A 26,050-nucleotide genomic window follows, 5' to 3' on the forward strand; every position below is an offset into this window, starting at 1 on the left:
AATATTTATTGTCTGACAACTACTCGATCCAAACACACAATATTAATTCAATTTTAACTTTTTCCTTGGCGTTATTCAAGCGAAACTTGTTAATCAATACAATAGCTGTCTACAATCCTTTTATTTTGCCGACAATCACTCCTCCGAGACAGAATCCCACTGTTTAGGTGCTTTGCGCTCTTTTGATGCAGTCAAATCCACTGCAGCCTCAGCTCTATTTCTTACACATTTTCCGAAGCGAATTTCCCCGTCTTGCAGTCGCGTGAATATTAATGAGCATATTTAATGTATATGCCTATTATTCAAGCCGCATTTGTATATCGGTTTTCTCCGCTCAACAAAGGAGGAGCTGTGCCGCAAACACGACACAACTCCCCTTGCAATGCTCTTCTTCTGTTTTTGTTTAAGCTTCCTCGTCCCGTCTCTCCTCTTTCCATAAAAGGAGTTTCCCGAGCGTTTGTTCTCCCGTCTTCGGTAAGCGACGCTTTCTCTCCTTGTCACCGCTTGTCTGCTTCTTTCTGCGGCTGCCGCTCTCACCATCCAACTTTTCAATCTTCTCGGTGCCTGCCGCCCGCTTTCCGGAATCCGAACTTTGCTGCTTATCCGTCGCATCCGAATCGCCTGTCTGCGCCGGGGTGGTTGTAATGTTCGCGCTCGGTGCGGGCACAATGTGGCTGCCTCTGCCGTTGCCGCGGCTGCTGCTTCCTCCGCGACTTCCGCCGCCGCCACCGCCGCTTCCGCCGGAAGTGTTGTCGCTGTCGGAGTCGTCGTACATCGCAATGAGGGTGATGTCGTCGTAGACTGGCTGACCGAAGTCGTAGGGCTGACCGTCTAAGTACCAGCCGATGAACTTGCCGTAGCTTCGCACCGGCTTCCGAATCGGTTCGCTGGCCGTTAGGCCCTCGCGAACGGTCTGGCTCTCGAAGGGTCTCCAGGCGCCGTTGCCGTCAAACGTAACGATGTAGTTCGGTTTCTCGAACTCGTTCGTGAAGACCGCCTCGGTCACCGCCTGTCCTCGCTTCTCCATGGTGCGGGTCGCATTGAGGACTGAACCACTCTGCGTGACCACGTAGGTCACGGTCACCGGATTCGAATCGAAGCTAAAGCCGCGTCTGCCGATCGGCAACTCGGAGATTTCATAGACATAGGTGCCCGGCAAACGGAAGGTGATGTCACCGAACTCCTCTTCTCCCGCGCCCTGAATTTCGAGCTGCATCTCCTGGTTGCCTCCCGCCGCAAGCGGCATCGGGAGTACTCCCGCAGCCTCGGCTGCCGTCGTACTGACCGCGCGGAGCAGAAAGATAAAGTTACCCGCATTGTGCGGCACCGCACCAGTAATCACTTTCTTGACCGGCGGGTCGTGAAGAACCGCCGGGCTCGCCGGATTCCAGACTGCATAGAGGGTTACGGTCACACCGTCCGAAGTCGAGATGCTTGTTACGGTCTGTCCGTCCGTATAGTCGGGCGTCGTTCCGCCCGGCGTGCGGCTCCAGCCTCCGAAGGTAAAGCCCGGTCTCGCATACTGATTCGGCGGGAGCGGATTCGAGTCTCCTACGCCGAAGTGCGAATCCGTCATGCTGCCCACGGAATGCGGCGTGCCGGAATCATAACGCACCGTATAGCGCTTTTGACGGTAGACTGCGTGCACCGTAAGGTCACCGGTAAGCGGCTCGTCAAAGTTGTAGGTCGAGCCGTCCGGCTTTGCCCAGTGGTCAAAGACATAATTCGTCTTGTTGTCCGGACGCGCGGGTTCGGTCGGCGTGCTGCCGTGCACCGCGTTCGTGTCTTGCGTGATGATCCGGTTCTGATGGCCCGGATCCGCATCCGGCGCATCCAGCACCGTGACCGTGTAGTGACGCATGGTCCAGCTTGCGCTAAGCACCAAATTGCCGGTCACCGGGGTCGTAAAGTTTGCAGGGCTTCCGTCCGGATTCTGCCAACCGCCGAAGTCATAGCCCGTGCGGGAACCCGCCGGGGATCCGCCGACTGTGGGCGGCGCAACGACCGGGTCGCCGTAGACAATAACCTGCGGTGCCGGAGTCACGCTGCCGCCGTTCGAATTAAAGCTCACGGTGTAGCGCGGCAAGAGGTAGTCATTCGTAAACTTCGGCTCTGTCGCCGTTGTGTAGGCAACCGGTGCCGAGAAGGCACCGCCGTTCTCCTGCTTTTCAATGCTCACACTGCCGTTCATCACCGTTCCGGCCTGTGTGATGTGATAGGTAATGCGATACACGGCGCTGTCGTACGTGTAGCTTCCCTGCGCGGCCGCCGGAGTTCCCGGTGTACCTGCGGCACCTGCAAGCTCACGCAGCTCGTAGACATAGTCGCCTGCGAACAGGAAGCTAAGGGAGCCGATCGGGAGGGCACCCGCGCCCACACGGTTTACCGTGTAGGTCTGCGCCCCATGTGCCGCTGTCGGCATGGGCATGGTGCTCATGCCGGGAACCGTCGTACTGACTGCCTTAAACTCGAAGTTGAAGGTCTCCGCTGTGAGCGGGGTCGTCTCGCCGGTCGCAAGCGTCCGGTTTGCCTCGCCGCCCAGTATCTTTGTGAGTGCCGGATCATGGTCAAACGGCGTCACAGCCGTCCAGAGCGCATAGAGGCGCACGGTTCCGCCGTTGGTTGTCGTCAGGTTGTTCACGGACGCGCCGTCATAGTAATCGGGTGTCGCCGCGGTCGGCGTGAGTCCCCAGCCCATGAACTGATAACCCGGACGGCTAAACTGATTCGGCGTTAGGTTCTGCGCCGTGTCATAGCTGAAGCTCATGTTCGGCATGCTGCCGTTCACGGTCGCGCCGCCTGCGTTCGGCTCAAATACCAACGTATAGGTATTCGGTGTATAAACCGCATGTACCGTTGTGTCGCCGGTCACCGGGGAACCGAAGGTGTAGGCTGTGTTGTTCTGATCTTCCCAGTGATCGAAATGATAACCGGTCTTATTCTCCGGCTGCGTCGGTGCGGTCAGCGTCGTATCGCCGTGAGGCACATTGCTGTGCTGCGCGAGCTGATTGTTTTGGTGTCCCGTGTCCGCATCCGGCGCATCCTGCACCGTCACAGTGTAGCGGTTGATTTCCCACTTTGCGTGCAGGGTGGTGTTTGCATGAATCGGCGTCGTTGCAAACGGGAACTGGGTTCCCGCCGCATCCGTCCAGTAGAGGAAGTGATAGCCCGTCTTCTCTCCCGCCGGAGAGGTCGGGATGCCCGCCGCATTGTTCTGAACCGGCGGCGCCGTCGCATAGTCGCCGTAGCGCACACTCTCGTTTGCCGGGGTGTGGCTGCCGCCCTCTGCGTCATACTGCACCGTGAGGCGCGGCAGGGTATAGCGGTTCTCAAACTGAAGCTCGGTCGCCGCAGTGCTTGCACCACCGCTCTGCTTCGTGATACTTCTCGTCACCGTGAGGGAATTTCCCGTGCCCGCGCCGAGCGCGCCCGCGCTCTGCGTCACCGTAAAGGTAATCGTGTAGACGGCGGAATCATAGCTGTAGTACTGCGCGGAGCCTGCGGTCTCCTTGAGGGTATAGACATAGGTACCCGGGTAGCTGAAAGTAAAGAGGCCTGCCGGGAAGTTTGCAACCGCGGCCGCTCCTGCGGTCGCCGCTGCGCTGCCCGCAGTCGGAACCTGCAGCTGCGCGCTCGGAAGCGCATAGCCCATGGTTCCTGCGCCCGGGGTCACCGTGATACCCGAAGCGGCACCGCCGCCCGGAACCACCGGAAGTATCGTCATTGTGCCTGTCGGGGTCGTGACAGACTGTAAGACAAAGCGGAAGGTATCCGGCACCAGCGGTGCGGTCTCGCCGCCCTGCAGGGAACCGAAGTCTCCGAAGAGAAGCTTACTCACGTCGAAGCTGTCGCTGACCGGGGTAACCGGCTGCCAGATGGCATAGAGCGTCACCGTTCCGTTGTTCTGCGTCGTCAGATTCAGCACGTTGTCGCCGTCATTTAGGTCGACCGTCGTGCCGCCTGCCGTACGGCTCCAGCCCGCAAAGTAATAGCCGGGGTTCGTATAGCCGTTTGCGGTGAGCGCTCTCGTCTGATTGTAGACATGGGCGGAATCCGCCGTCGTGCCGCTCGCGCTTGCCGCATTTTTATCGTACTTCACCGTATACGCATTCGGCGCATAGACCGCACGGATTGTCAGCGGACCCGTGACCGGGTTTCCGAAGGTGAAGGTACTGTGATCCGCGTCATTCTCCCAGTGGTCAAAGTGGTAGCCCGTCTTATTCTCCGGTGCGGTCGGCGCATTCAGCACCGTGCCGTGCGCCATGGGTGCACCGCCGTTGTTAAAGATGACCTCATTCGCATGCGGTGCATCTGCCGTTGCGGCATCCAGCACCTGTACCGGGTAGGTATTGATCTCCCAGACCGCAGTCAGGGTGAAGTTCGCGCGCACCGAGCTGTTTACGAACTGGAACTGTGTTCCGTCCGCTGCCTTCCAGTGCTTAAAGTGATAGCCGTAGCGCTCTCCCGCCGGGGAAGTCGCAACGCCTGCAGCATTGTTCTGTACCGGAGGCTCTGTCACGCGGTCGCCGTAGCGATGCGTCTGTGCCGGGGGCGTAAAGCTGCCCTGATCCGGATCGAAGCTAACCGTGTAGCGCGGCAGCTGATAGGTATTTTCAAAGCTTGCCGTCTGCACATTGATGACCGCTCCGCTTGTCGGATCTTGGTAGCTAATCGTCCGAATAAAACTCAGCGCATTGCCGAGACCGCTGCCGCTCTGCGTCACCACATAGGTAATCGTGTAGACGCGGGCATTGTAGCCGTAGTACTGCGCGCTGCCCGCCTCTTCCTTGAGGGTGTAAACATAGGTGCCGGGCATCGTGAAGTTGAAGGTTCCGCTCGCAAAGGTAGCACCCGCCGTCGCATTCTCGGTCAAGACCGGGGAACCCGGGGTAATCAGCGAGAGGTCTGCGCTTGAGAGTGTGTACTTCACCACCGGATTCTGACCCGGGGTCTCGTCGCGGGAACTCTCCTTCGCAGAGCCGGTCGGCATGGGTTCTGCCGTGACATTTGCGGCCGTAAAGGAAGTGCCGGTCAAGGTGAACTTAAAGTTCTCCGTAAGAAGCGGGGCACTCTGACCGTCCGGCAGGAGGCCGTAGTCGCCCTTTAAGAGCTTCTCGATGTTAAAGCTATCTGTCGCCGGGGTCACCGGTCTCCAGACCGCATAGAGCGTTAAGTCACCGTCAATCTTGCCGGTCTTAATCGCAGCACCCGCCGCATACGCGGTGCCCGTGCCGTCCGGCTTTGTGTTCCAACCGTCAAAGTAGTAGCCCGCGCGCGTAAGCTGGGTATCCACGCCCGCCGTTCCCGCAGAGCTCTTTGCTGTCGTCTCGTCCGTGTGCGCATCCGCACCCGCTGCGGTCGTTGACGGGTAAAGCCGCTCGCCGTTCGGTGAGATACTGCCGCTGTCCGCGCCGTTGCTGTTGTACTTCACGTCGGCCCAGACCGTTACCTTCACCTCTTTCTTGATGAGCTCTCCGTAGCCGTCGTCGGTCGTAAGAAGCAGGGTCGTGACACCCGTCTTCTGCGGGGTGAGGCTTCCGGTCAAAGCGCCGCTGCCGGTCACCGTGACAAGGTCGTTCGGCGCCCCTGTCTGAATCGCATAATTCACGACCGGATTTGTGGGATCCACCGGGTTCGTGAGTGTCGGCGTCACCGTCGAAGCTGCATCGCCCACGTGGAGCACCTGATCCGCAAGATCGAGAACCGGAACATTGTAGACACCGACATTTACATTTTCGAGGGTATACTTTCTCGTCGGAATATCCGCCATGACCGTGACCGTCGCAAGGTTCGTAGTTCTGTCAAAGCGCGAATTCACGGTCGGGTCGCTGCCCTGATCTTTCTTGACCAACTTTCTGGCAGGTGTCATATGCGAAGTATCCGCCATGACCGTCCAGTTGCCCTCGTGCGGCACATAGAGGATATAATATCCGATTCCGTTGGTACCGTTCACAAAGGTCTGGTTGTTGTCGCGACGCAGGACTTCCGTGACGCCGTCTGCCTCGCGCAGGCGCATTAAGACACCGCCGAGACGGCTGTCCGTACCGTCGTCATAGAGCGAGTTAAAGTCCGTATCCTGGAAGGCAAAGCCGCTGATTCCGAGGTCACGCAGGGTGTAGCGGAGCGTGTTGCTCGCCTGTCCCGTTGTACCGTAGAAGGGCGTAGGATTCGTTCCCATGCGGAAGTTTCCGTAGGTCACAATGGTGTCGTCCATATTGAGCAGCTTTTTCTTGCGCTCGTGCAGCTGATAGCGAAGCGTGACCGAGGCCTTTCTGCCCGCCGGCATGTTGGTCACATTCAGCTTGACCATCGTGATATCCGCATCCGCGGGCTTGGTCGTGGTCCAGGAGGCTGTCTTTGCGCTAGTATAGCCGTTTGCCGCGGGGTTCGGATCTGTCGTATATGAAATCGTGTAATTGAGACCCGTGAGCGCCGAGGTATCGACACCGTAGTAGTCCATGGTGAACTGCGCCGCCGGCGTGGTCTGCGTCACGCCGCCGCTCTGGTAGCTGTACTGCTCTCCCTCCTTCGGCACCGGGATATAAATCTCCCAATCGTTGGTCGGGTTCACATCGTCACTGGTCAGGAAAACCTTTGCGTTGAAAATGTTCGGGTTATTATTCAAATCGCGGCTCTCGACATTCGTTGCGCTCTCCGCAAAGGGCTTGGTCGCCTGCGCGAATGCAAGCAGGCCGAGTGCCGTCACCTGGTTGATCTTATGCGTCGTGTCGTTTGCGGCATAGAGCATCTCCGCTTCATTCGCACTCGCGCCTGCCTTTGCCGCCGTCGCATTGCCGAACTGTGTGCCGCGCGGTCCGTCCTGCACCAATTGAAGATTCTCGTTGTTGGTCTCGACCGTGATGTCATGGGAATTGCCGCCGTTGCCGTCGCGGTCAGCGTCAAACTTTGTATCGAGCCAGACGCCGGGAAGCGGCTTCACAACGACAGGATCCGCCGAATAGCCGGCCTGGAGCTTTAAGTAAAAGTTATACGAAGGTCCGGTCCAGTTTTGACCGTTACTTGGGCCGAGATTGCGGAAAATATCCGAGAGCTCTGCCTCCGGCGTCTGATCCATGGAGACGACCAAAACACCGTAATCCGCATGACCGGATTCCCCGGTACCTGTGCCCGCAGGTATAAAGTTAACATTTGCACTGCTGGGTGCCCAGGTCCAGCTGCCGGTCGAGGTCTTCTGGAACGCCTTGACCACCATGCTGCCGTCCACATAGGTAAAGCTCTTATCCACCTTGATATAGAAAGTCGGACGAATCTTGAGCCCCTTGCTGACCGCATAGTTTAAGGTGCTCGGGGTGACACCGAACGAAATATCTCCGCCCACGCCGAGTTCACGGCCCTGATAGGTCGTGATACTGTGATAATAGAGCGAATTGATTAATCTGGCCACATTGACCTGCTGTCCCGCAATGCGCTCGGACGCACCTTCCACCGTGAAGCGGTTCGCATCTGTGGTCATATCGTCGCCGTAGATATTCTCATAGTGCAGCTTCGCCTTGACGGTCAGCTTATCATAGCTTGCGTCGCTGTCCTTCTCGCTGAGCGAACCGACCGGAATCGTGGTTCCCGGATAGTGCTTCGGGATGTCCTGCTTCACCAGGGAAAGACCGACGGAAGGCAAGAATCCGTTTCCGCCGATTGACCCATCGCTTGTCATCTTTGCGTGGTTGACGCCCCAGTTAAGATCGTTTGGGAAACTTACTTTGATTGACTTCACATAGGGCCCGTTCTGTACATCGACGCCCGGTATGACGTAGTGAAGTCGCCCGTGGGTGGTCGTGCTGTGAGGGCCGTAAACCGAATCTTCGATGTGACGGCTTGTGCCGTCCGAGAGCGTCACATCCAGCACAAATTTCTGATAGGTTTTCGCATACTGGATGTTAAAGCTGATGGCATTGACAAGTGACAAGAGCCGCTCACTGGTGCCCGCAAAGTCAAGACTTGCGTTCTGATAGTTCAACTCAGGCTGATTGGCATTCAGGTAGGACACACCGGTGTTATCCATCTCAATGCGCGTAAGTTCAAGTTCGCGGTAATTTGCTTCGTTTGCTACACCCCGGCTAAGTCCCTGGGCAATCGCATTGATTTTATAAAGCGTCGGATCCAAATCCGTTGCGCCTGTCGTCGAGAAGAAGTCCTGGCCGAGTTTTGTGTCATCAAAGACCGACCAGGGATTCACGTAGTAATCGAGGTCCAGCACCGAAATGCCCTTGGCACTGTCTCCCAGCACCAGTCTCGCAGAATTACCGTTCGACTTTCTCGCCGTGCCGTGATACTGGCTGATGCCGTGAATCGTGGTGTCTTGCGGCGGGTTGTGGTCCACCACTTCACTCTTATAGTCGCTGTAACGGCAGAAGAGCGTATTGGTGTAGGGGATGTTTTTCGGAAGATCCGCAGCGCCGTTCGTGCCGACCGCGCCGTTGTAGTTTTTGTGTCCCGGGTAAATCTGCTGCGTAAAGAAGCGGTAATTCCGAAGAGTTCCGGTCGCGACATTGGTCTTCAGGTTGTTGATGTCCTCAAGCGCAACAACCACTCGGGTAAAATAGCTTGTGCCCAGATGATTTGCCAGTGCGTTCAGGTCATAGACCTTGCCGTCAAAAGCACCGTTATCATTGGAGTTCGAGAAAACCGTGACCCGCGTATTCGAATAGCGAGAAATGCCATCCTTTAAGTAGGCCGGATCCTCCGAATCGATGCCTTCCGCCGCGAGATCGTGGTAGGTACCTGCCTGATCCGTGACACCGAGGAGGCGAAGATCTGCCTTCTCCAAATACTCGGTGAGGGTGATGGCATCTCCGGCCAGTTCAATGACGACCGGGTCATAGTTCGGCTGTCCGAAAGCAATCGGGGCACCGGTCGCATCGATGTTGTAATCCATCGTGTCCGGATACTTGATGACCGCATACAGACCGAAGGTGCTGACCTCGGGATGACGATTGACCTCCATATTTCCGAGGCCGTGCGTCGCGGTGCGGAGATTATCCGAGAGGTGACGCGTTTTAATCTTAAACTCTCTCGCAAAGCCTGCTTCGCCGCCTTCTGCCGCAATCTGATCGGAGGTCACGCTGCGCTGTATCTTTGCCTCGTAGTTATCCGGAATATCGGTACCGTCCGAGAGACGGTGGTGATAGGCGCGAAGCTTATACGTAAACCAGCTCTTATCCTCTCCCGCTCCCCACTGCCAGTACATGAAACTGCCCCTGTGGTTGTAGTCATATTTCTTCTTGAACACCTCCACGCGGGCAATGTACTTCTTGTTTCCTGCCGCATTTGCATCCGCAAAGGTATAGTCCGTGATGCCGGTTCCGTCTATGACGGACTCTGTGACGGTCTGCCCGGCATAGCTGATGCTCTGCGGTGTATAAGTCGGATACTCGTTTCCGGGTACCAGGGTTCTCACTTCCACCTGCCCCGTCACCGCATCCTTAATATATAGCCGATAGCTGAGTCCGTACTTTTCCTCGAGCCCCAAGTGATTCAGATAAACCGGTGAAAGCGCCTCCTCGTAGTCATACTTGATTGAGAGATTGTCCTGAATCTTGAAGGCATCGTCTGCGTCATCGAAACGGAAGCTTGCCTTCACCTCTTCGGTATCGGTGTACTCCGGAGAAACCGAGCTGTACTGCGGAACGGAACTGAGCTGGGTCTGGTTGTACTCCGCGCCTATGGTTACATCCAGCTGATCACTCCTAATGCGAATCGGCGAAGTACCCTGAATCAATTTAAACTTGAGCGGCGTTCCCTCGGTCTTTGCCTTTGCACCGAAGTTTGTGTTGTCCGGCTGCTCCAGATAGGAACCGGAAGCCGCCGTATACGTCGTGTTGCTCCAGTTCCCCTCGTAGAGACGGTTATAATACATCATCGGGTAATAGCGGATGTGGAAGGTACCGGGTTTACGGAACAAATCCGCATAGCTGAGTCCGGAACCCGCAACCGCCTCTCGATAGGCGTTCGCAGTAACCTGCTGGTTATAGTAGCTGACACCGTTAATGACCAGATCTCGGATGTTCCCGCCGATTCTGAAATCAAGGCGGGAGCCGATTGCGGTCCAGGGCAGCTCCACACCGTCATCTGTCTTATAGCTCCAGTAGAGTACGCCGCCCTGATCGAAGCGCACGCCCTCATCCGGCAGGACCAGATGAATCTTGGATCCGTCCGCGAGGTAACCCTCGTCCTTATGCACCTTGATTTCGAAGCTCTTGCGCCACCAGGGATCCATGAGGCCCATATTGGCATCTCCCAGAAAGTAGAAAGCATCGTCTGCCGCCGAAGCGCGATAGTCCTGGCTCGACTTCACATTTCTGCCGATGGGGGTTCCGGGGCTGGTCCGATTTGCGTATGATGCTCCGCCGATTTCGCCGGGCATATAGGTATTGTTGTCGGAGAGATTGGTCACCGTAACCGTGGGGTTAGCGCCGACCGTCCGCAGCATAAGCTCAGTTGTCTTATCGTGATCGCCGCCGCCCAGTGCATAGAGTGTCGGCGGCTTGCTCGGATCGGTCGAACGATAGTTGTTGATGACACGCATCCGGAACGGCAATTCGCCGCCGGAAATCGGCAGCTCGTTGATCAGCTTATTCGCATCCTGCGTAATGGTAAGCTGACCGCTGACACTCGCGGTCGAAGGCGAGGGGGTACCGACCAGCACTGTGCTTCCGTCCGCCTGACGAGCGCTCGTAAAGGTCACACCGTTCACGCTCGGAATACCGTTCAGGTTAAAACCGGACGGAACCCACAGTTCCATTGCAAGGTTATTTCTCACAAGATCGGAAACCTCGCCCGGTCGGAAGGCAAACTGCACGCTGAAGATGCGCTCACCGTACTTACCGATGGCAAAGTCCGCGGGCGTCCTAAGGACCGCGTTGGCCGGATCCAGCTTCACATAGTTATTGCTCGCCGTGAGACTGGAATCATCCACCGGCCCCGTCCAAGGCGCATAGCCGCCTGACGCCTGCCGGAAGGCAACGTAAGGAGTTGCCAACGGCAGTGCATTGCTGAGGGTAGCGTTAGAACCCGACGCGCGCAGCGCACGGGCAGAAAGGCCTGCTGCAAGCAGCGGCCTGTCATCCAGCAATTCCGCGTCCTCTGCATAATCGATTTCGCTCTCCTCTTCATCCTCATCCTCGCTGACAATCAGCGGGATATAGCCGCCCCGCGACGGTGCAGCAAGCGTCTGCAGCGGAAGTGCTTCGATTGCCAAGAGCAGCGCTATCAGCATTGCAAGCGCTCGTCTCCAACGGTTCCAAACTCTCTCTCTCATCCTGTCCTCCTAGGCTCTTTCGGGTCTCATGAAGACCAACTGATTCTACGTTCACGCATCAATCGTAATTGCGAAATATCTTAACCCAATTTTAATTTTTACCATATATATATACAAGTGTCCAGTCAAAAGTGTATAAACAACGTCAAAAAGAGGCGCTGCGCAAGCAGCGCCTCTTTCGAGACTTGTATGACTCCTTTATTCTGCCTTCTCCCGTCTGCGCTTCTCCTCCGCAAACAGCGCATAAGCCGCAAGCGTCAAAGCCGCAAGATTCGGAAGCGGGTTTGCCATCGGTGCCTCTCCCGTCTTCGGGAGCTTACCTCGCTTACTGCGTTCCGTGGTTCCGCGAGCGGAAGTGCCCTTATTTCGGCTGTCCGGGGAAAGTGCCTCGCCTGTCGGCGTCTTCTTCTCCTCTGCCTGCTGTTGCGGCACCGGCTCATTGTAATCAACCGGAGGAAGCACATTGTCCGCAATGCCCGGATTCGTCGGGATTGTCGGCTGAATCGGATTCGGATTGGTATTCGGCTTCACGCTGCCGTGTCCGCCGGAGGAACTGCCGCCTCCGCCACCGTTTCCGCCTCCGCCACCGTTTCCGCCTCCGCCGCTGCCGCCGGAATTGTCTCCGCTCGACTTGTACTCGTACATTGCGACCAAGGTGATGTCATCGTAAACCGGCGTGCTGAAGTCATAAGGCTGACCGTTTAAATACCAACCGATGAACTTGCTCTCGGTTCTCAGCATATTCTTCTGCGGATCCGTGCCGCGACCGCCCTCTCTCACCGACTGCGAGGGCACCGTGACCCAGGAGCCGTTTCCGTCGAAGGTAATCGTGTAGTCCGGCGTCGTGAAGCGGTTCACAAAGTTCGCATCCGTAACGGGGTTACCGTTCTTCTGCGCGCTCGTCACCACATTCAGATTTGTGCCGTTCTGCGTCACGATATAGGTGAGCGTCACTTCGTCCGGATCAAAGCTGAAGCCCTTTCTGCCCTCCGGGAGCTCCGCAATCCGGTACACATAGGTACCCGGGAAACGGAAGCTGATGTTTCCGAAGTTGCTCTGACCCGCACCTTCCACTTGAATGCGGTCCGTATTTCCCTGCGCGCTTGCGGGCATCGGAAGTTCCGACTGCACCGCAGTTGTGCTGACCGCGCTCAATTCAAACGTGAAGCGTCCCGCATTGTGCGGCGTATCACCGGTAATCTGCTTGTTGACCGTCGGTACCGCTGCGATAGCCGGGGTAACCGGGGTCCAGACCGCATAGAGCTTTACGGTTTCGCCGTCCGTCTGCGTGAGATTCGAAACGGTCTGTCCGTCGCCGAACGCAGGCGTCGCCGCATCCGGCGTTCTGCCCCAACCGCCGAACACATAGCCCGGACGAGTATAGACATTGCTGTTGAGCGGCTTGGTCTCACCGCCGTTGAAGTGCTGGTTCGACATATTTCCGCTTACAAAGGAACCGTTCTTCTCAAACTGCACATCGTACTGCTTCCGACGGTACACCGCATGCACAGTCAAATCTCCGGTCATGGGCTCGTCAAAGCGATACGGACTGCCGTCGGGCTTCTCCCAGTGATCGAAGACGTGATCCGTCTTATTATCCGGGTGCTGCGGCTCCACCGGAGTAGCGCCGTGCGGAATTTGGTTGTCCGTCGTGATAATGCGGCTCTGATGTCCCGGGTTTGCATCCGGTGCATCAATGACCGTAATCGTATAGCGATTGGTATCCCAAATTGCCGTGAGCAGCGTATCTGCCGTCACCGGATCGCCGAAGTGATACGGCGTACCGTCCGGCTTTGCCCAGTGCATGAAGTGCTGTCCCGTCTTATCGCCGGCAGGACTGCCGGTTCCGGGTGCATTGCTCGGTGCGAATGCCGGATCGCCGTAGCGCACCGTCTGCGTGCTCGGGGTATTCGAGCCGCCGTTCGGGTTAAAGCTCACTTGGTAGCGCGGCAGACGATAGTCGTTGGTAAAGTCAAGGTCACCGGTCAGCGCTGTCGCTGTGCCGCCGTCCTTCTTCACCGTTACGTTTCCGTTCATCGTGACACCCGCCTGGCTCACGCGAACCGTAAGCTCATAGACCGCCGGGTCATAGCTGTATCCGGTCGCCGTGCCCGCAATCTCCGTAAGGCGATAGATGTAATCGCCCTCGTAGACAAAGGACATGGGTCCGAAATTCGCATTACCCGCGCCGTTGATGCCGAGTTCCGTCTCCTGCGCTCCCACCGTGCCGTTCGGCATCGGCAGTGCACTGACTCCCGCTGCCGTGGTGTTGACAGCGATCAGCTTGAAGCGGAAGTTCTCCGTATTCAACGGGGAAGTCTCACCCGTACCGAGTGCAAGGCCTATTTCTCCGCTCAGGATCTTCTGCACGCCGAGGTCTAGCTGATACGGTGTGACCGGTGTCCAAACTGCATAGAGATGCACGGTGTCGCCGTCCACCTGCGTGAGGTTGATCACCGACTGCTGATCCGTATACTGCGTTCCGCTGCCGTCCGGACGCTCTGCCCAGCCGCTGAACTGATAGCCGGGTCTCGTGTAACTGTTCTGCGTGAGCGGCGCCGCAAGGTCATAGGTATGCTGCGAATCCGCGACTGTGCCGCTCACATTGCTGCCGTTCGCCTCATACTTCACCGTGTAGTGGTTCGGGGCGTAGCTTGCGTGAATCGTCTGATTCTCCGTCACCGGGGTACCGAAGGTGTACGGTGTATTGCTACTCGTCTTCCAGCCGTCAAAGTGATGGCCGGGCTTGTTGTTCGGACGAGTCGGCTCGGTCGCCGGATCTCCGTGCGGAATAAGCTGCGTCGAAATGTTCTGATTCGGCGTCGTTGCATCCGGTCCGTCGTTGACCGTGACCGTGTAGCCGTTTCTTGCCCAAACCGCCTGTAAGTTCACATCTCTCGTAATCGGATCTCCGAAGTGAAAGACCTGACCGGTCTGTGTGTCAATCCAGTGCAAGAAATGGAAGCCGACTCTGTCTCCCGCCGGAGAACTTGTGCCTGCAGCATTGCCGGGCTGCGTCGCGAAATGACCGTACTTGATATTGCTCTCGGTCGGCGGCGTTGCACTGCCGAGGTTCGAGTCGTAGCTCACGCGGTATCTCGGCAACTGATAATCATTGGTAAAGCCTGCCGTGCCGTTGAACGGCTGGTAAGCACCGCTGCCGCTCTTACTCTCCGCCGAAACGGAAAGCGTGGTTCCGCTCTGCGTCACCGTGTACTTGAGGCTGTAGACAGTCTGATCGTAGGTGAAGCCCGTAGAACTGCCCGCAAGCTCCTTCAGCTCATAGACGTATTCGCCCGGCATTGTAAAGGTCAGCGTGCCGCTTGAAACGGTCCCCACACCCGCCGTGAGATCATTGCTGCTCAGCGTAAGCACCGCTGTTTGCGCGCCCGCTGCAGCCGCTGGCATCGGAAGTGCCGTGACACCCGGAGCTGTTGTGCTGATTGCCTTGAGTTCAAAGCGGAAGGTCTCCGGCGTAATCGGAGATGCCAATCCTCCCGGTGTCGTTGTGATATCGCCGGTCAAGATTTTCCGAATCGTGACGTTTGCCGCAACCGGGGTCGCCGCGGTCCAAACCGCATAGAGATCTACGACTGCTCCGTCCGTCGCGCTCAGATTCACAACACTTGCCTGATCAGCAAAGTCAACGGTCGTGCTACCCTGCGTTCTCGACCAGCCCGCAAACTCATAGCCCGGACGCGTAAACGCATTGTTGTTGAGGTTTCTCGCGACATCGTAAGTGTGCTGCGAATCCGCCACCGTACCGCTTGCATCCGCCGCATCCTTGTTGTAGCGCACCGTGTAGCTGTTCGGTGCATAGACTGCATGGATGGTCTCATTGCCCGTAATCGGTGTTCCGAAGACATAAGGCGTATGGCTCGGATCGTTGTTCTTCTCCCAGTGGTCGAAGTGATAACCTGTCTTGTTGTTCGGTCGGTTCGGCTCCGTGGACGGCGTGTTGTACGGCACCGTCGTATTGGAGATCACCTCGTTCTGATGCGGCGGATTTGCATCCGGTCCGTCCGTCACGGTGATGGTGTAACTGTTGGTCGTCCAGTTTGCATTGAGGGTGATGTTGCCCGTGACCGGCGTATGCTCAAAGTCATAGGCCGTAGTCGCCGGATCTCCCTGCTTGTTCCAATGTCCGAAGGTATGCCCCGCAAGATCACCCGCAGGAGAACTCTTGCCCGCCTGCGTCTGCGGTCTGCTTGCAAAGTGGCCGTACTTCACGGTCTGCGTGCTCGGCGTCACATCGCCGCCCTGCGAATTGAAGCTGACCGTGTAGCTCGGAAGTGCATAGCTGTTATCGAAGGCAAGTGCACCGGTCAGCGGTGCATAGCTTCCGCTGCCCTCTTTGACTTCCTTCGTCACCGACAGTGTTGTGCCACTCTGCGTAACCTTGTAGTGCAGCGTATAGACCTTGGAAGCGCCGCCGTAACTGTAGCCTGCAGCCGAACCCGCAAGCTCCGTGAGTTCATAGTAGTAATCGCCCGGAAGCGTGAAGGTAAGGAGGCCGCTTGCCACCGTGCCGGTCGCTGCGGTTCCGAATGCGCCGTAACTAAGGCCCGCGCTGGTCAGCGTGTAATCCGCTGTCTGCGCACCCGTTGCCGTACCTGCCGGCATCGGAAGCAGCGTGAGTCCCGGCGCGTTGGTCTGCTTCGCCGTCAGACGGAAGCGGAAGGTATCCGCCACAATCGGCGCATTCTCGCCGTTCGGCAGCGGCCCGACATCTCCGGAGAGCGTCTTCCGAATACCGAAGGCCTCCGTTGCGGGTGTTGCCTGGGTCCAAACCGCATAGAGCTTCACCACGCCGTTGTTCTGGGTCGTCAGGTTGATGACACTCTGCTGATCCGGATAGGTGACCGTTCCGGTCGGCGTGGTAGCCCAACCCGCAAACTCATACCCCGGACGCGTGTAGCTGTTTCCGTTCAGATTCTTCGCGACACCGTAGGTATGCGTGGAATCCGAAACCGTGCCGCTCGCATCCGCAGCGTTCTTGTCGTACTGAACCGTATACTGATTCGGTGCGTAGGTCGCAGTGACCGTCGTGTCCTGCGTGACCGGGGTGCCGAAGGTGTACGGATTGCCGTTCTGATCCACCCAGCCGTTGAAATGGTGACCGGTCTTATTGTCCGGTGTCGGCGGTGCCGTCACCGTGCTGCCGCGATTCACGCTCGGATCGTTCAGATACTCAAAGTTCTGCTTGCCCGGATTTGCGTCGTTCGGCTCTTTGACGATGACATGATACTGATTGATGTCCCACTTCGCCTTGAGCGTCTTATTCCCCGTGACCGGTGTGTTGAAGTTGTAGGGAGTTCCGGTTGCCGTGTCAATCCAGCCGCCGAAATGGTAGCCGGTCTTCTCTCCCGCCGGAGAACTGTGTCCTCCGGTTGTCGGCGGGTTGCTTGCCTGATTGCCGTGCTTCACGGTCTGTGCGTTCGGCGTCACATTGCCGCCGTCCGGATCGAAGCTCACCGTGTACTGCGGACGCTGATAGCTGTTCGAGAAGTCCAACGTTCCGTTGAATGCTGCATAGGCACCGCCGTTCACACTGAGCTCCTTGGTCACCGTGAGCTGGGTGAGGTTCTGTACGACCGTGTACTTGATTCTGTAGACCTTGCCGTCGTAGCTGTAACCGTTCGCTGTTCCGGCAAGCTCACGCACTTCATAAATGTACTCACCCGGCATTGTGAAGTTGAAGGGACCGCTCGCTACGGTACCGTTACTCTGTCCCGCCTGCGTATCCGTCACGCCCTGTACCAGGTTTAAAGAAGCACTACCCATGCTCATCACATAGGTCTGCTGACCCGCCGCAGCTGCCGGCATGGGCAGTGCACCGCTCAGGCCGAAGGCTGTCGTGCTGACTGCCTTTAACTCAAAGCGGAAGTTCTCCTGCACCAGCGGCGAAGTTTCACCGTTTGCGAGGGTTCCCACATCGCCGTTGAGTTCCTTCTTCACGGAAATCGCCTCGACCGCGCTGTTCACCGGTCTCCAGACCGCATAGAGCGTGACCGTCGCATTGTCCGTGCTTGTGAGATTCGTGACGGACTGCTGATCGGTGTAACTCTGACCGCTTCCGTTCGCCTCGGTGTTCCATCCGCCGAAGGTGAAGCCCGGGCGGGTGAAGTTATTTTGGTTCAGATTCTTTGCCACATCATAGACATGGTTCGAATCGGTCACGGTGCCGCTCACATTGCTGCCGTTCGGGTCATAGTGAACCTTGTAGTGATTCGGCGCATAAGTCGCAACCACCGTCGTATCGCGGCGCACCGGTGTTCCGAAGGTATAGGGCGAATTGTCGCTCTCATCCACCCAGCCGTTAAAGTGATAGCCGGTCTTGTTGTTCGGCGCGGTCTGGGACGGAATTTGTCCGTTGTACGGGACGTGGTCGTCGCTGTGAATCACTTCGTTTGCATGGGTTCCGTCTGCGTCCGGCGCATCCTTCACCTTGACCTTGTAATCGTTGAGGAGCCACTTCGCCTTTAACTTCTTGTTTCCGGTAAGCGGCTGCGTGAAGTCGTAAGGTGTCGATGCGAGGTTTCCGCTCGGGTCCTCCTCAAACCAGCCGACAAAGAGGTAACCGGTCTTATCTCCGGCCGGAGATGTGCTCGGGCTCGCCGCGGTCGGTGCCGTCGGGGTTCCGCCGCGCTTAATACCGCTCTGCGTCGGCGGCGTCACAGAACCGCCGTCCGCATCGAATACGACCTGATACTGCGGAAGCTGATAGTCGTTGGTGAACGCTGCGGTCGCATCGCCGCTTGTAACCGCGGTGAAGGCCGCACCGGCACCGTCCTGAACTTCCGTTGTGACGTCGAGGTTTGCACCGGTCTGTGTGACCGTATAGCGCACCGTATAAACCGTTGTATCGTAAGTGTATCCGGTCTGACTTCCCTGCGTCTCCTTCACTTCATATTCATAGACACCCGGGAGGGTAAAGCTGATGTTTGCAGTCGTAAGGCTTGCATTGCCGCTCGTCAAATCCGAAGTCGGAATGCTGTAACTCTGACTCTGCGCGCCCGCCGCTGTTCCTGCCGGCATCGGGTATGCCGTCGCCGAAGCGCCGGACTTTGCCTGCAGGGTAAAGCCGAAGGTCTCTGCGACCAGCGGTGCGGTCTCACCCGTTGCAATCGCACCGCGATCACCGGTCAGCGTCTTCCGAATCTGAATCTGCTTCGTGGCCGGGGTCACCGGGGTCCACTTTGCATAGAGATTCACGACCGCGTTGTTCTGCGCCGTGAGGTTGATGACACTCTGCGCATCCGTATAGTTGGTGCCGCTGCCGTTTGCCTCGGTGTTCCAACCGCCGAAGACATAACCCGGACGCGAGAATGCGTTGCCCGTGAGGTTCTTTGCCGTGTCATAGACATGGTCGGAGTCCGTCATGCTTCCGCTTGCATCCGCTGCGTTAGCGTTATAACGAACCTTATACGCATTCGGCGCATAGCTTGCATGCACGGTCTCGTTCTTCGTGACCGGCTGCGTGAAGTCATACGGGTTGTTCGCATGATCAAGCCAACGGTCGAAGTGATAACCGGTCTTGTTCTCCGGCCGCGTCGGCTCTGCCGTCGTTCCGCCGTAAGGCACATCGTTTTTACGGAAGATCTCCTCGTTTGTGTGCGGCGCGTCCGCATTCGGCGCATCCGTCACCACCACCGTGAGCTTCTTCAGTTCCCACTTCGCCTTGAGTGCATAGTTCTGCTTCACCGCAGTCGTCGCAAAAGCGAACGGTACTTCCGTCATAGCGCCGCTCACCGGGTCCGGAACTTCGTAAACCCAACCCTTAAAGTCATAGCCGGTCTTGTCGCCTGCCGGACTGCTCTTTCCTGCCGGCGTTGTGGGCTCACCTGCATAATGACCGTACTTGACCGTCTGCGTTGCCGGCGTCACATCGCCGCCCTCGGGATCAAAGCTCACCTGATAACTCGGCAAATTGTAAGCATTGTCAAAGACAACCTGACCGCTCGGCGCTGCCGTCGTAAGATTCTCGATGCTGCGCTGCGCTGTAAGGGTTCCGCCCACGCCTGCCGTGACCGTATAGGTGACCTTGTACTGTGTCGAGTCGTAGCTGTAGTTCGTGACGCTGTCTCCCTGCTCCTGCACCACATAGCTGTAGGTACCGGGAAGCGTAAAGGTAATCAGCCCCGTCGTGATTTCCTTGCTGGAAACCGTGGACGAGAACTCGTTGCTTCCCATGCTGAAGACCACCGAGTTCACAGCCCCCGTCACATTGGACGGATTGGTCGTACTTGTTGCGCCTGTCGGCATGGGTGCATTCGCAGTGACGGAGGTCATTACAAACTTAAAGGTCGAGGGCAAAAGCGGCGATACCTCCGTATTCGGAAGCGTACCCCAGTCTCCGGAGACATTTTTCTTAATCTTGAATGCCTCTGCCGCGGGGGTGAGCTGCTGCCACTGTGCATAGAGCTTGAGCGGTGTGGTTCTCGCACCGGTCTTAACCGTTGCACCCGCCGCATAACTCTGACCGCTGCCGTCCGCTGCCGTATTCCAACCCGTGAAGAGATAACCCGGACGTGTAAAGCCGGTATCGCTTCCGCTGCCGCTCACGGGCTTTGCGGTTCCCTCATCGGTGTGCGCATCCGCGCCTGTGTTATCCGTAGAGGGATAGAGCTTGTCTCCGTTCGGAGAGACCGTTCCTGTACCGTTATTTGCATCGTATTCGATGTCGGTGTAGACCTTAATCGTCGCAGTGGTCTTCACCTTACCGCCGTAACCGTCGTCTGTCTCTGCCGTGACCGTAACCGTACCGGTCTTCTGCGGCGTCGCGCTGCCGGTCGCCGTTCCGGTGTTCCGGAGCGTCACGATATCGGTCGGCTGTCCGCTCGGAATGCTAAACGTAACTCCCGGCGTAACCGGATTCGTAACCAGGCCCGTAAGCGGGGTTGTGCCGCCGTTTACGGGAATCTCAAGATTGGGGACGGTAATCTTCGGTGCCGTATAGAATCCGGCATTTACATTTTCCTTGCTGTAGAGATTGCGATAGGGATCAACCACCAGATTCGTGGTCACGCGATTGGTCTCTCGATCAAACGCCGAGTCGACCGCCGGCCTGCCGTTCTTATTCTGCAGCACAAGCTTCTTGTCCGCGCCGAGGGCCGAGGTGTCTGCCTCAATAATCCAGTTGCCGTCGTGCGGCACCAGAACTTCATAGGTACCGTTCGCTCTGCTGTTGACCAGGAAATCGCCGTTCGGCGCGGAATTCAACTGCACCTGCGTATTGGTGGTCGGATCATACACGCGGAAGCGAACGTTCTGCACAAGGCTGTCGGTTCCCGCATCGTAAGTCGAGTTTCGGTCTGTCTCATCCCAGACAAAACCGCTGATCTCCATATCCTTCAGGATATAGCTAAGCGGAAGGCTGGACTGCCCCGTCGCGCCGAAGTAGGGCGTGGTACTGCTGCCCATGTTGAAGTTACCGAAGACTACATTCTGGTTCTTCATACTTCCGAGGAAAGTCTTCGGATCGTGAAGCTTGTACTGAACCTTGACAAAAGATTTCTTGCTCGGATCCACATTGTCAATCTTCACGCGGACCATTGTGACATCCGCCTTGTTTGCCGGAAGCGTCGCCGAATAATTCGCTGCCTTGGCCGTCGCATATCCGCCGGCGCCCGGATTCGGATCCGTCGTATACGCAACGGAGTAATTCAGACCCGTGAGCGTCGAAGTATCGACACCGTAATAATCCAATTCGTACTCATTGGCTGCGGTCTGGTTTGTCGCACCGCCGCTCGTATAGCTGTAGCGCTCTCCCTTTTTCATGACCGGGATATAGAGCTCCCAGTGACTCGTGTTCTGCGAGTTATCGCCTGTAATGTATACCTTGGTGCTGAAGATGTTGTCGTTCGAGCGTATATCTCGGCTCGAGACCTCGGTCGGCGACTCATTGAACGGAATCGTGGACTGCGCGTAGGCAAGCAGACCTAAAATTGCCTGCTGATTGATCTTGTGAATCAGTGTCGCATCCGTATAGAGCATCTCTGCCTTGCCGGTTGCCGTCGAAATTCTGGCCGTGCCCTGGTTAAAGAAATCAGATCCGACCGGTCCGTCATTCACAAGCTGGTTTCGACTGTTCGCAAGTTCAACCGCAATGCCCTGCGGATTTCCGCCCTGGGTTCCGTCGCGGTCCGCATCGAAGTCCGTATCCATCCAGACACCCATGACAGGTTTCACATTGACCGGGTCGGCATTGTACTTTGCCTGCAACTTGAATCCGAGACCATAGTAACCGCCGTAAAGGGCTGTGCCGTTATATGAACCGACCTGAACTTCACCGGATGCAAGGTATGCCTCGGGCACATTCTCATAGGAAACCGCAAGAATGCCGTAGTCATCACTGCCGGACTGGCCCGCGCCCGTACCTGCCGGCACAAAGTGAGCGACAACTCCGGACGGAATCGTCTGCGGACTGAGGCCCGGCGGGTTATTGTTGTTTTTAAGACCGGCGGTCGCCGTGAGGGAACCGTCAACATAGTTAAAGTTCTTATCGATTTTATAGTAGAAGGTCGGGCGCATCTTCAATGCCTGCGCCTTCACAACGGACGAACTTGTATCGCTGGCGGTAAAGGTATTGTTGAGTCCCACCTGGACCGTATTACCCTGATAGGTATTGGTGGTCCCGTAGCTCACGTTTATACCGAGGTTGTCTACCAGTACTCTCTGCCCCGCGATTCGCTCGGACGTTCCCGTCGCATCATAGGTAGTGGTCGTGCCAAAGACATCCTCGAAGCTAAGCTTAGCCTTCACTGTCAATTTGTCATAGGAATCATCGCTCTCGTGGTCGCTGACGGATCCGATTTTGTCATTCGTCCCCGGATATTTTTTCGGCACAGTGACATTGTACATACCGAGGCCGATTTCCGGCAGCATACGCTTTGAATTCTCCGCCGGATCCTTTCCGTACTTCTGCATGTTCTGGCCCCAGTTGTAGTCACTCGGAACCTTTACCTTCAGTGCGGTCACATAGACCCCGTTGGCAATATCCACATCCGGCAATTCCACAAACATACGTCCGTGCGCATTCGGCGAGTAAGAGTACTTCGCCATATCCGTCAGAGTCTTGGTCTGACCGTCGGAAAGCGTGTATTCGATTTCAAACGGCAAGGAATAACGGTTGCCAAGTAAGGGACCGAAACTCACCACATTCGTGAGGGATAAGAGCCGCGAATCCGTTCCCGCAAAATCGTATACCACATTGCGATACGCAAGCTGCGCCTTCGTCATGACATTATAGTTTGTCGGCACATCGCTGTTGTCGACTGCAATGCGCGTGAGTTCGATCTCTCTTCTGCCCACAACATCTTCGGCGTTCTGATCCGCACCGAGACCCTGTGTGTTGACCTTCATCTTGGAGCGGTTGTACTCGGAGGCCGTTCCCGGGTTTACCAGGTCGGTCTGCTTGTAGTAGGTCGTGACCGGCGTAAACGGGTTGATGTAGTAATCAAAGTCCTTGATCGAAATACCCTTTGCCTTGTCACCGAGCACAAACTGAGCACTCTGTAAAGTCTGCGGCCAAGCCGTACCGTGACCGGACGGAATGCCGCCCGGCTTGTTCGCATCGTGCGGAGGACCGCCGTTGACGCGCTCCGACTTATAGTCGCTGTATTCGCAGTAAAGTCTGCCCTCGGCATTGACGCGCTTCGGAAGATCCGCAGCACCGTTCGTGCCGATTACATTGTCATAGTTCAAATGTCCGGGTGCGACATGCTTGGCGAAAAGGCGTGTCCAGCGCGTCTCAAAGAGACCGCTTATCTTCCAGTCATTTAACTTTTCCTGCGCGATAACAAGCCGCTTTGCATAGTGTACACCGTAGTGATTGTAAATCGCCTCCAAGTCATAGACCTGGCCTTCAAACGTACCGGTATCGTTCGGATCTCCCATGACCGTGAGTTTGGTCTCCGAGTACATGCTGACGCCGTCTTTCAGGTAAGCCGGCTGATCCGGGTCAAAACCGTCTGCCTGGAAATCATGATACACGTCATTTTCATCCCAGAAACCAAGAAGACGCTGATTTGCCTTCTCGAGGTGGTCCGTGATTCCGACACCGTCACCCGAAATTTCCACGACCGGCGGGTTATAATTCGGATCTCCGTATGCATACGCGCTGCCGTTCGAATCCACATTATAATCCATGGTCTCGGCATACTTAGTCACACCGAAACGCATAATGGGGTTGATTTCGTCGTGTTTGTTAACCTCAAATACGCCATAGGTGTTCAGCGGGACCACATCCAGACGGTCGACCAAGTGACGCGTCTTAATCGGGACAACCTTGGTGAGCGGCTGTCCGCCGTTTTCCAGAATCTGCTTCGAGCTGATGCTCCGATTCACATGTGCCTCAAAATTATCCGGGATGTCCTGCCCGTTTGACATTCTGTGATGATAAGCGCGAAGCTTATAGTTGAACCAGACGTTAACGGGAATACTCGCATAGTCGCGGTTATGGTACGCACCACGCGTGTTATACCCGTAAATATCTTTAAATACTTCAACGCGGGCAATGTACTCCTTGTTTGAGCTGTTATCCGCCTCGGTGAAGTCATAGTCGGTGACACCGGTGCCGTCCACAATGCTAGCCGCATTCTCGGAGTAGTTTACACCGTCGTAAGAAACCGTGCGGGGCGTATAATTTGCCGCAAGTCCCTCCGCAAGTATGGTCTTTAAACGGATGGCACCGGTTGCCGCATCTTTGATATAGAAGCGATAACTGAGACCGTTATCCTTACTCGTGCCCAGATTCTCAAAGTGAACCGGCGCGAGTTCCTCTCCGAAATCGTAAACAACCTTCAGATCGTCCTGAATTTTAAAGTTATTCGCACCGTCGTTAAAACGAGCCTGCGCTTCCAAAAGTCTGGAATCCGCCCACTCCGGATGCGTCGAATCGTACTGCGGCAGGCTATTAATATTGTTGCCGTTGAACGTCCCCGCAATCGCCGCATCCAACAAGGTAATCGTATCCAGCGTAATCGGCTGGGTACCCTGAATGAAATTGAACTTAAGCGGTGTTCCCGTTGCCGTCACATCACCGAGATCCTCATTATCCGGCGCTTTGAACTCAGAGCCCGCTGCCGCCGTGTGATTTGTCGCCGTCCAATCTCCCGTATAAAGCTGGTTATATCGTACAATCGGGAAAAACATAAAATGGAAGGTACCGGCCTTGCGGAACAGATCCACATTGGATACATTCCCGTTTTGTCTCTCCACCTTGGCGTAGTCCGTACCGCTGAATCGCGTATAAAGCGTATTCGCATCAAAGCGGTATATACCGTCGCTCCAAGGCGCGGTCGCAGTCAGCGGCGAATTATAATCGCCCGTGTGTCGCACCGGCAGCTTGATGCCGTCGTCGCTCTCAAACCAGTAGAACATGACGCCGCGCTTCTCAAAGAGATTTCCCTCATCCGGAAGCTTAAACTCAAATTGTGCACCTGGACCGATGTAGCCTTCCGTCTTATGCACGGAGACCTCGAAGCCCTTGCGCTGATGTGCAATCAGGTTGTCATTGCTGTAATTACCGGTACCAAGCAACATCTGTGCATCGCTGTCCGCGCTGGTCATCCCCGAATTCGTGGACCCCGCTCTTCTACCGACATTGCCGAACGAAATATCACCCGGCATCCAAGAATAGCTGTCCGAATCATTCGTGATTGTATAGGTCGGATTTTGGTTGCTCGTTTCAAGCTTTAGCGAAGCTGTCTCGATGGTCTCACTGGTTGTTGTGAGCAAGGTCTGCTGCGGTGTTCCGTAATCTTTGAACACACGAATCTGGAAACGATACTTTCCTTCCGTGAGTGCAAGATCGTTGATGAGCTGCAACGCATTCTGCTGCAGCGTAATCTGACCCGACACACCTGCGACCGAGGCATTCGGCTTTGCAATCAGGACCTGACCGTCCGCCGTATTCTGCTTCGTAAACGGTGAACCGCTCGGTGTCGGAACAGACTGCACATTGAATCCCGCCGGAATCAGAATCTCAATACCGATCTTGGAACGATCCGCCGCCGGAATCTCCTCCGGACGGATGCCGAACTCAAGGTTGAAGGTACGCTCTCCGTATTTACCGATGGCGAAATCGGAGGGCTGTTTCAGGACAGTATTTGCACTGTCAAGACGAATGTAGTTATTCGCCGCGGTCAAAACACCGCCTTCCGTCGGTCCGGACCACGCACCGCTGCGGTAAGCATTGGCGGCGGTTGCCGGCATCGCAAGAAGAGAGGTCATGAGCATCGCATTGCTCATGGACGCATTGCTCATCGATGCGAGACGACCTCCGCTCAGCGCATACAAACCGAGCGCGCCGAACTCTCTGTCATCGATGACATCTCCGTCGCGATCCTCCTCGTCGTATTCATCATCCTCATCGGATGAAATCAGGGGAATATAACTGTTATTCCCCGCGGTGCCGTAGCGGCGAAGCGGTGCCGCCAGCACATTGAGAGGCAACGACTCCACGAGCAACAGCACTGCCATGAGCAGCGCTACAACTCTCCATATGCCTCTTCTGCTACATTCTTTCATCTGCCTTCCGATCCTCCTTTTAGAATTCTGTCGCAGACGCAAATGGTTATCCGCGACCGCATATAAAACGATAATCTATACTAATTCTTGATTTTCCTAGGAAAGAATAACATAATCTTGTATTCGCTGTCTACAAACAGCGTTAATCTTCTTAATTTTTATTGATTTTTATTCTCTAGCTCTGCTTTGAATAAAAACTATTTTGCTTACATTTCCAAACATTATGCAGATTATTTACTATTA

General features: G+C 56.2%; 2 protein-coding genes. Both read right to left on the reverse strand.

The annotated features are described in order from the left end of the window. Positions 1 to 403 precede the first annotated feature (403 nt). Complete coding sequence (locus tag QU660_RS04985) at positions 404 to 11,275, reverse strand: InlB B-repeat-containing protein (RefSeq protein WP_304945444.1); 10,872 nt, start codon at positions 11,273 to 11,275, stop codon at positions 404 to 406. 198 nt (positions 11,276 to 11,473) lie between these two features. Continuing rightward, the gene (locus tag QU660_RS04990) at positions 11,474 to 25,759 is read right to left on the reverse strand and encodes an InlB B-repeat-containing protein (protein ID WP_304945445.1); all 14,286 of its coding nucleotides are present in this window, start codon (positions 25,757 to 25,759) and stop codon (positions 11,474 to 11,476) included. Positions 25,760 to 26,050: the final 291 nt, after the last annotated feature.

It is taken from the genome of Stomatobaculum sp. F0698 (genome assembly GCF_030644385.1).
Taxonomy (GTDB): domain Bacteria; phylum Bacillota; class Clostridia; order Lachnospirales; family Lachnospiraceae; genus Moryella.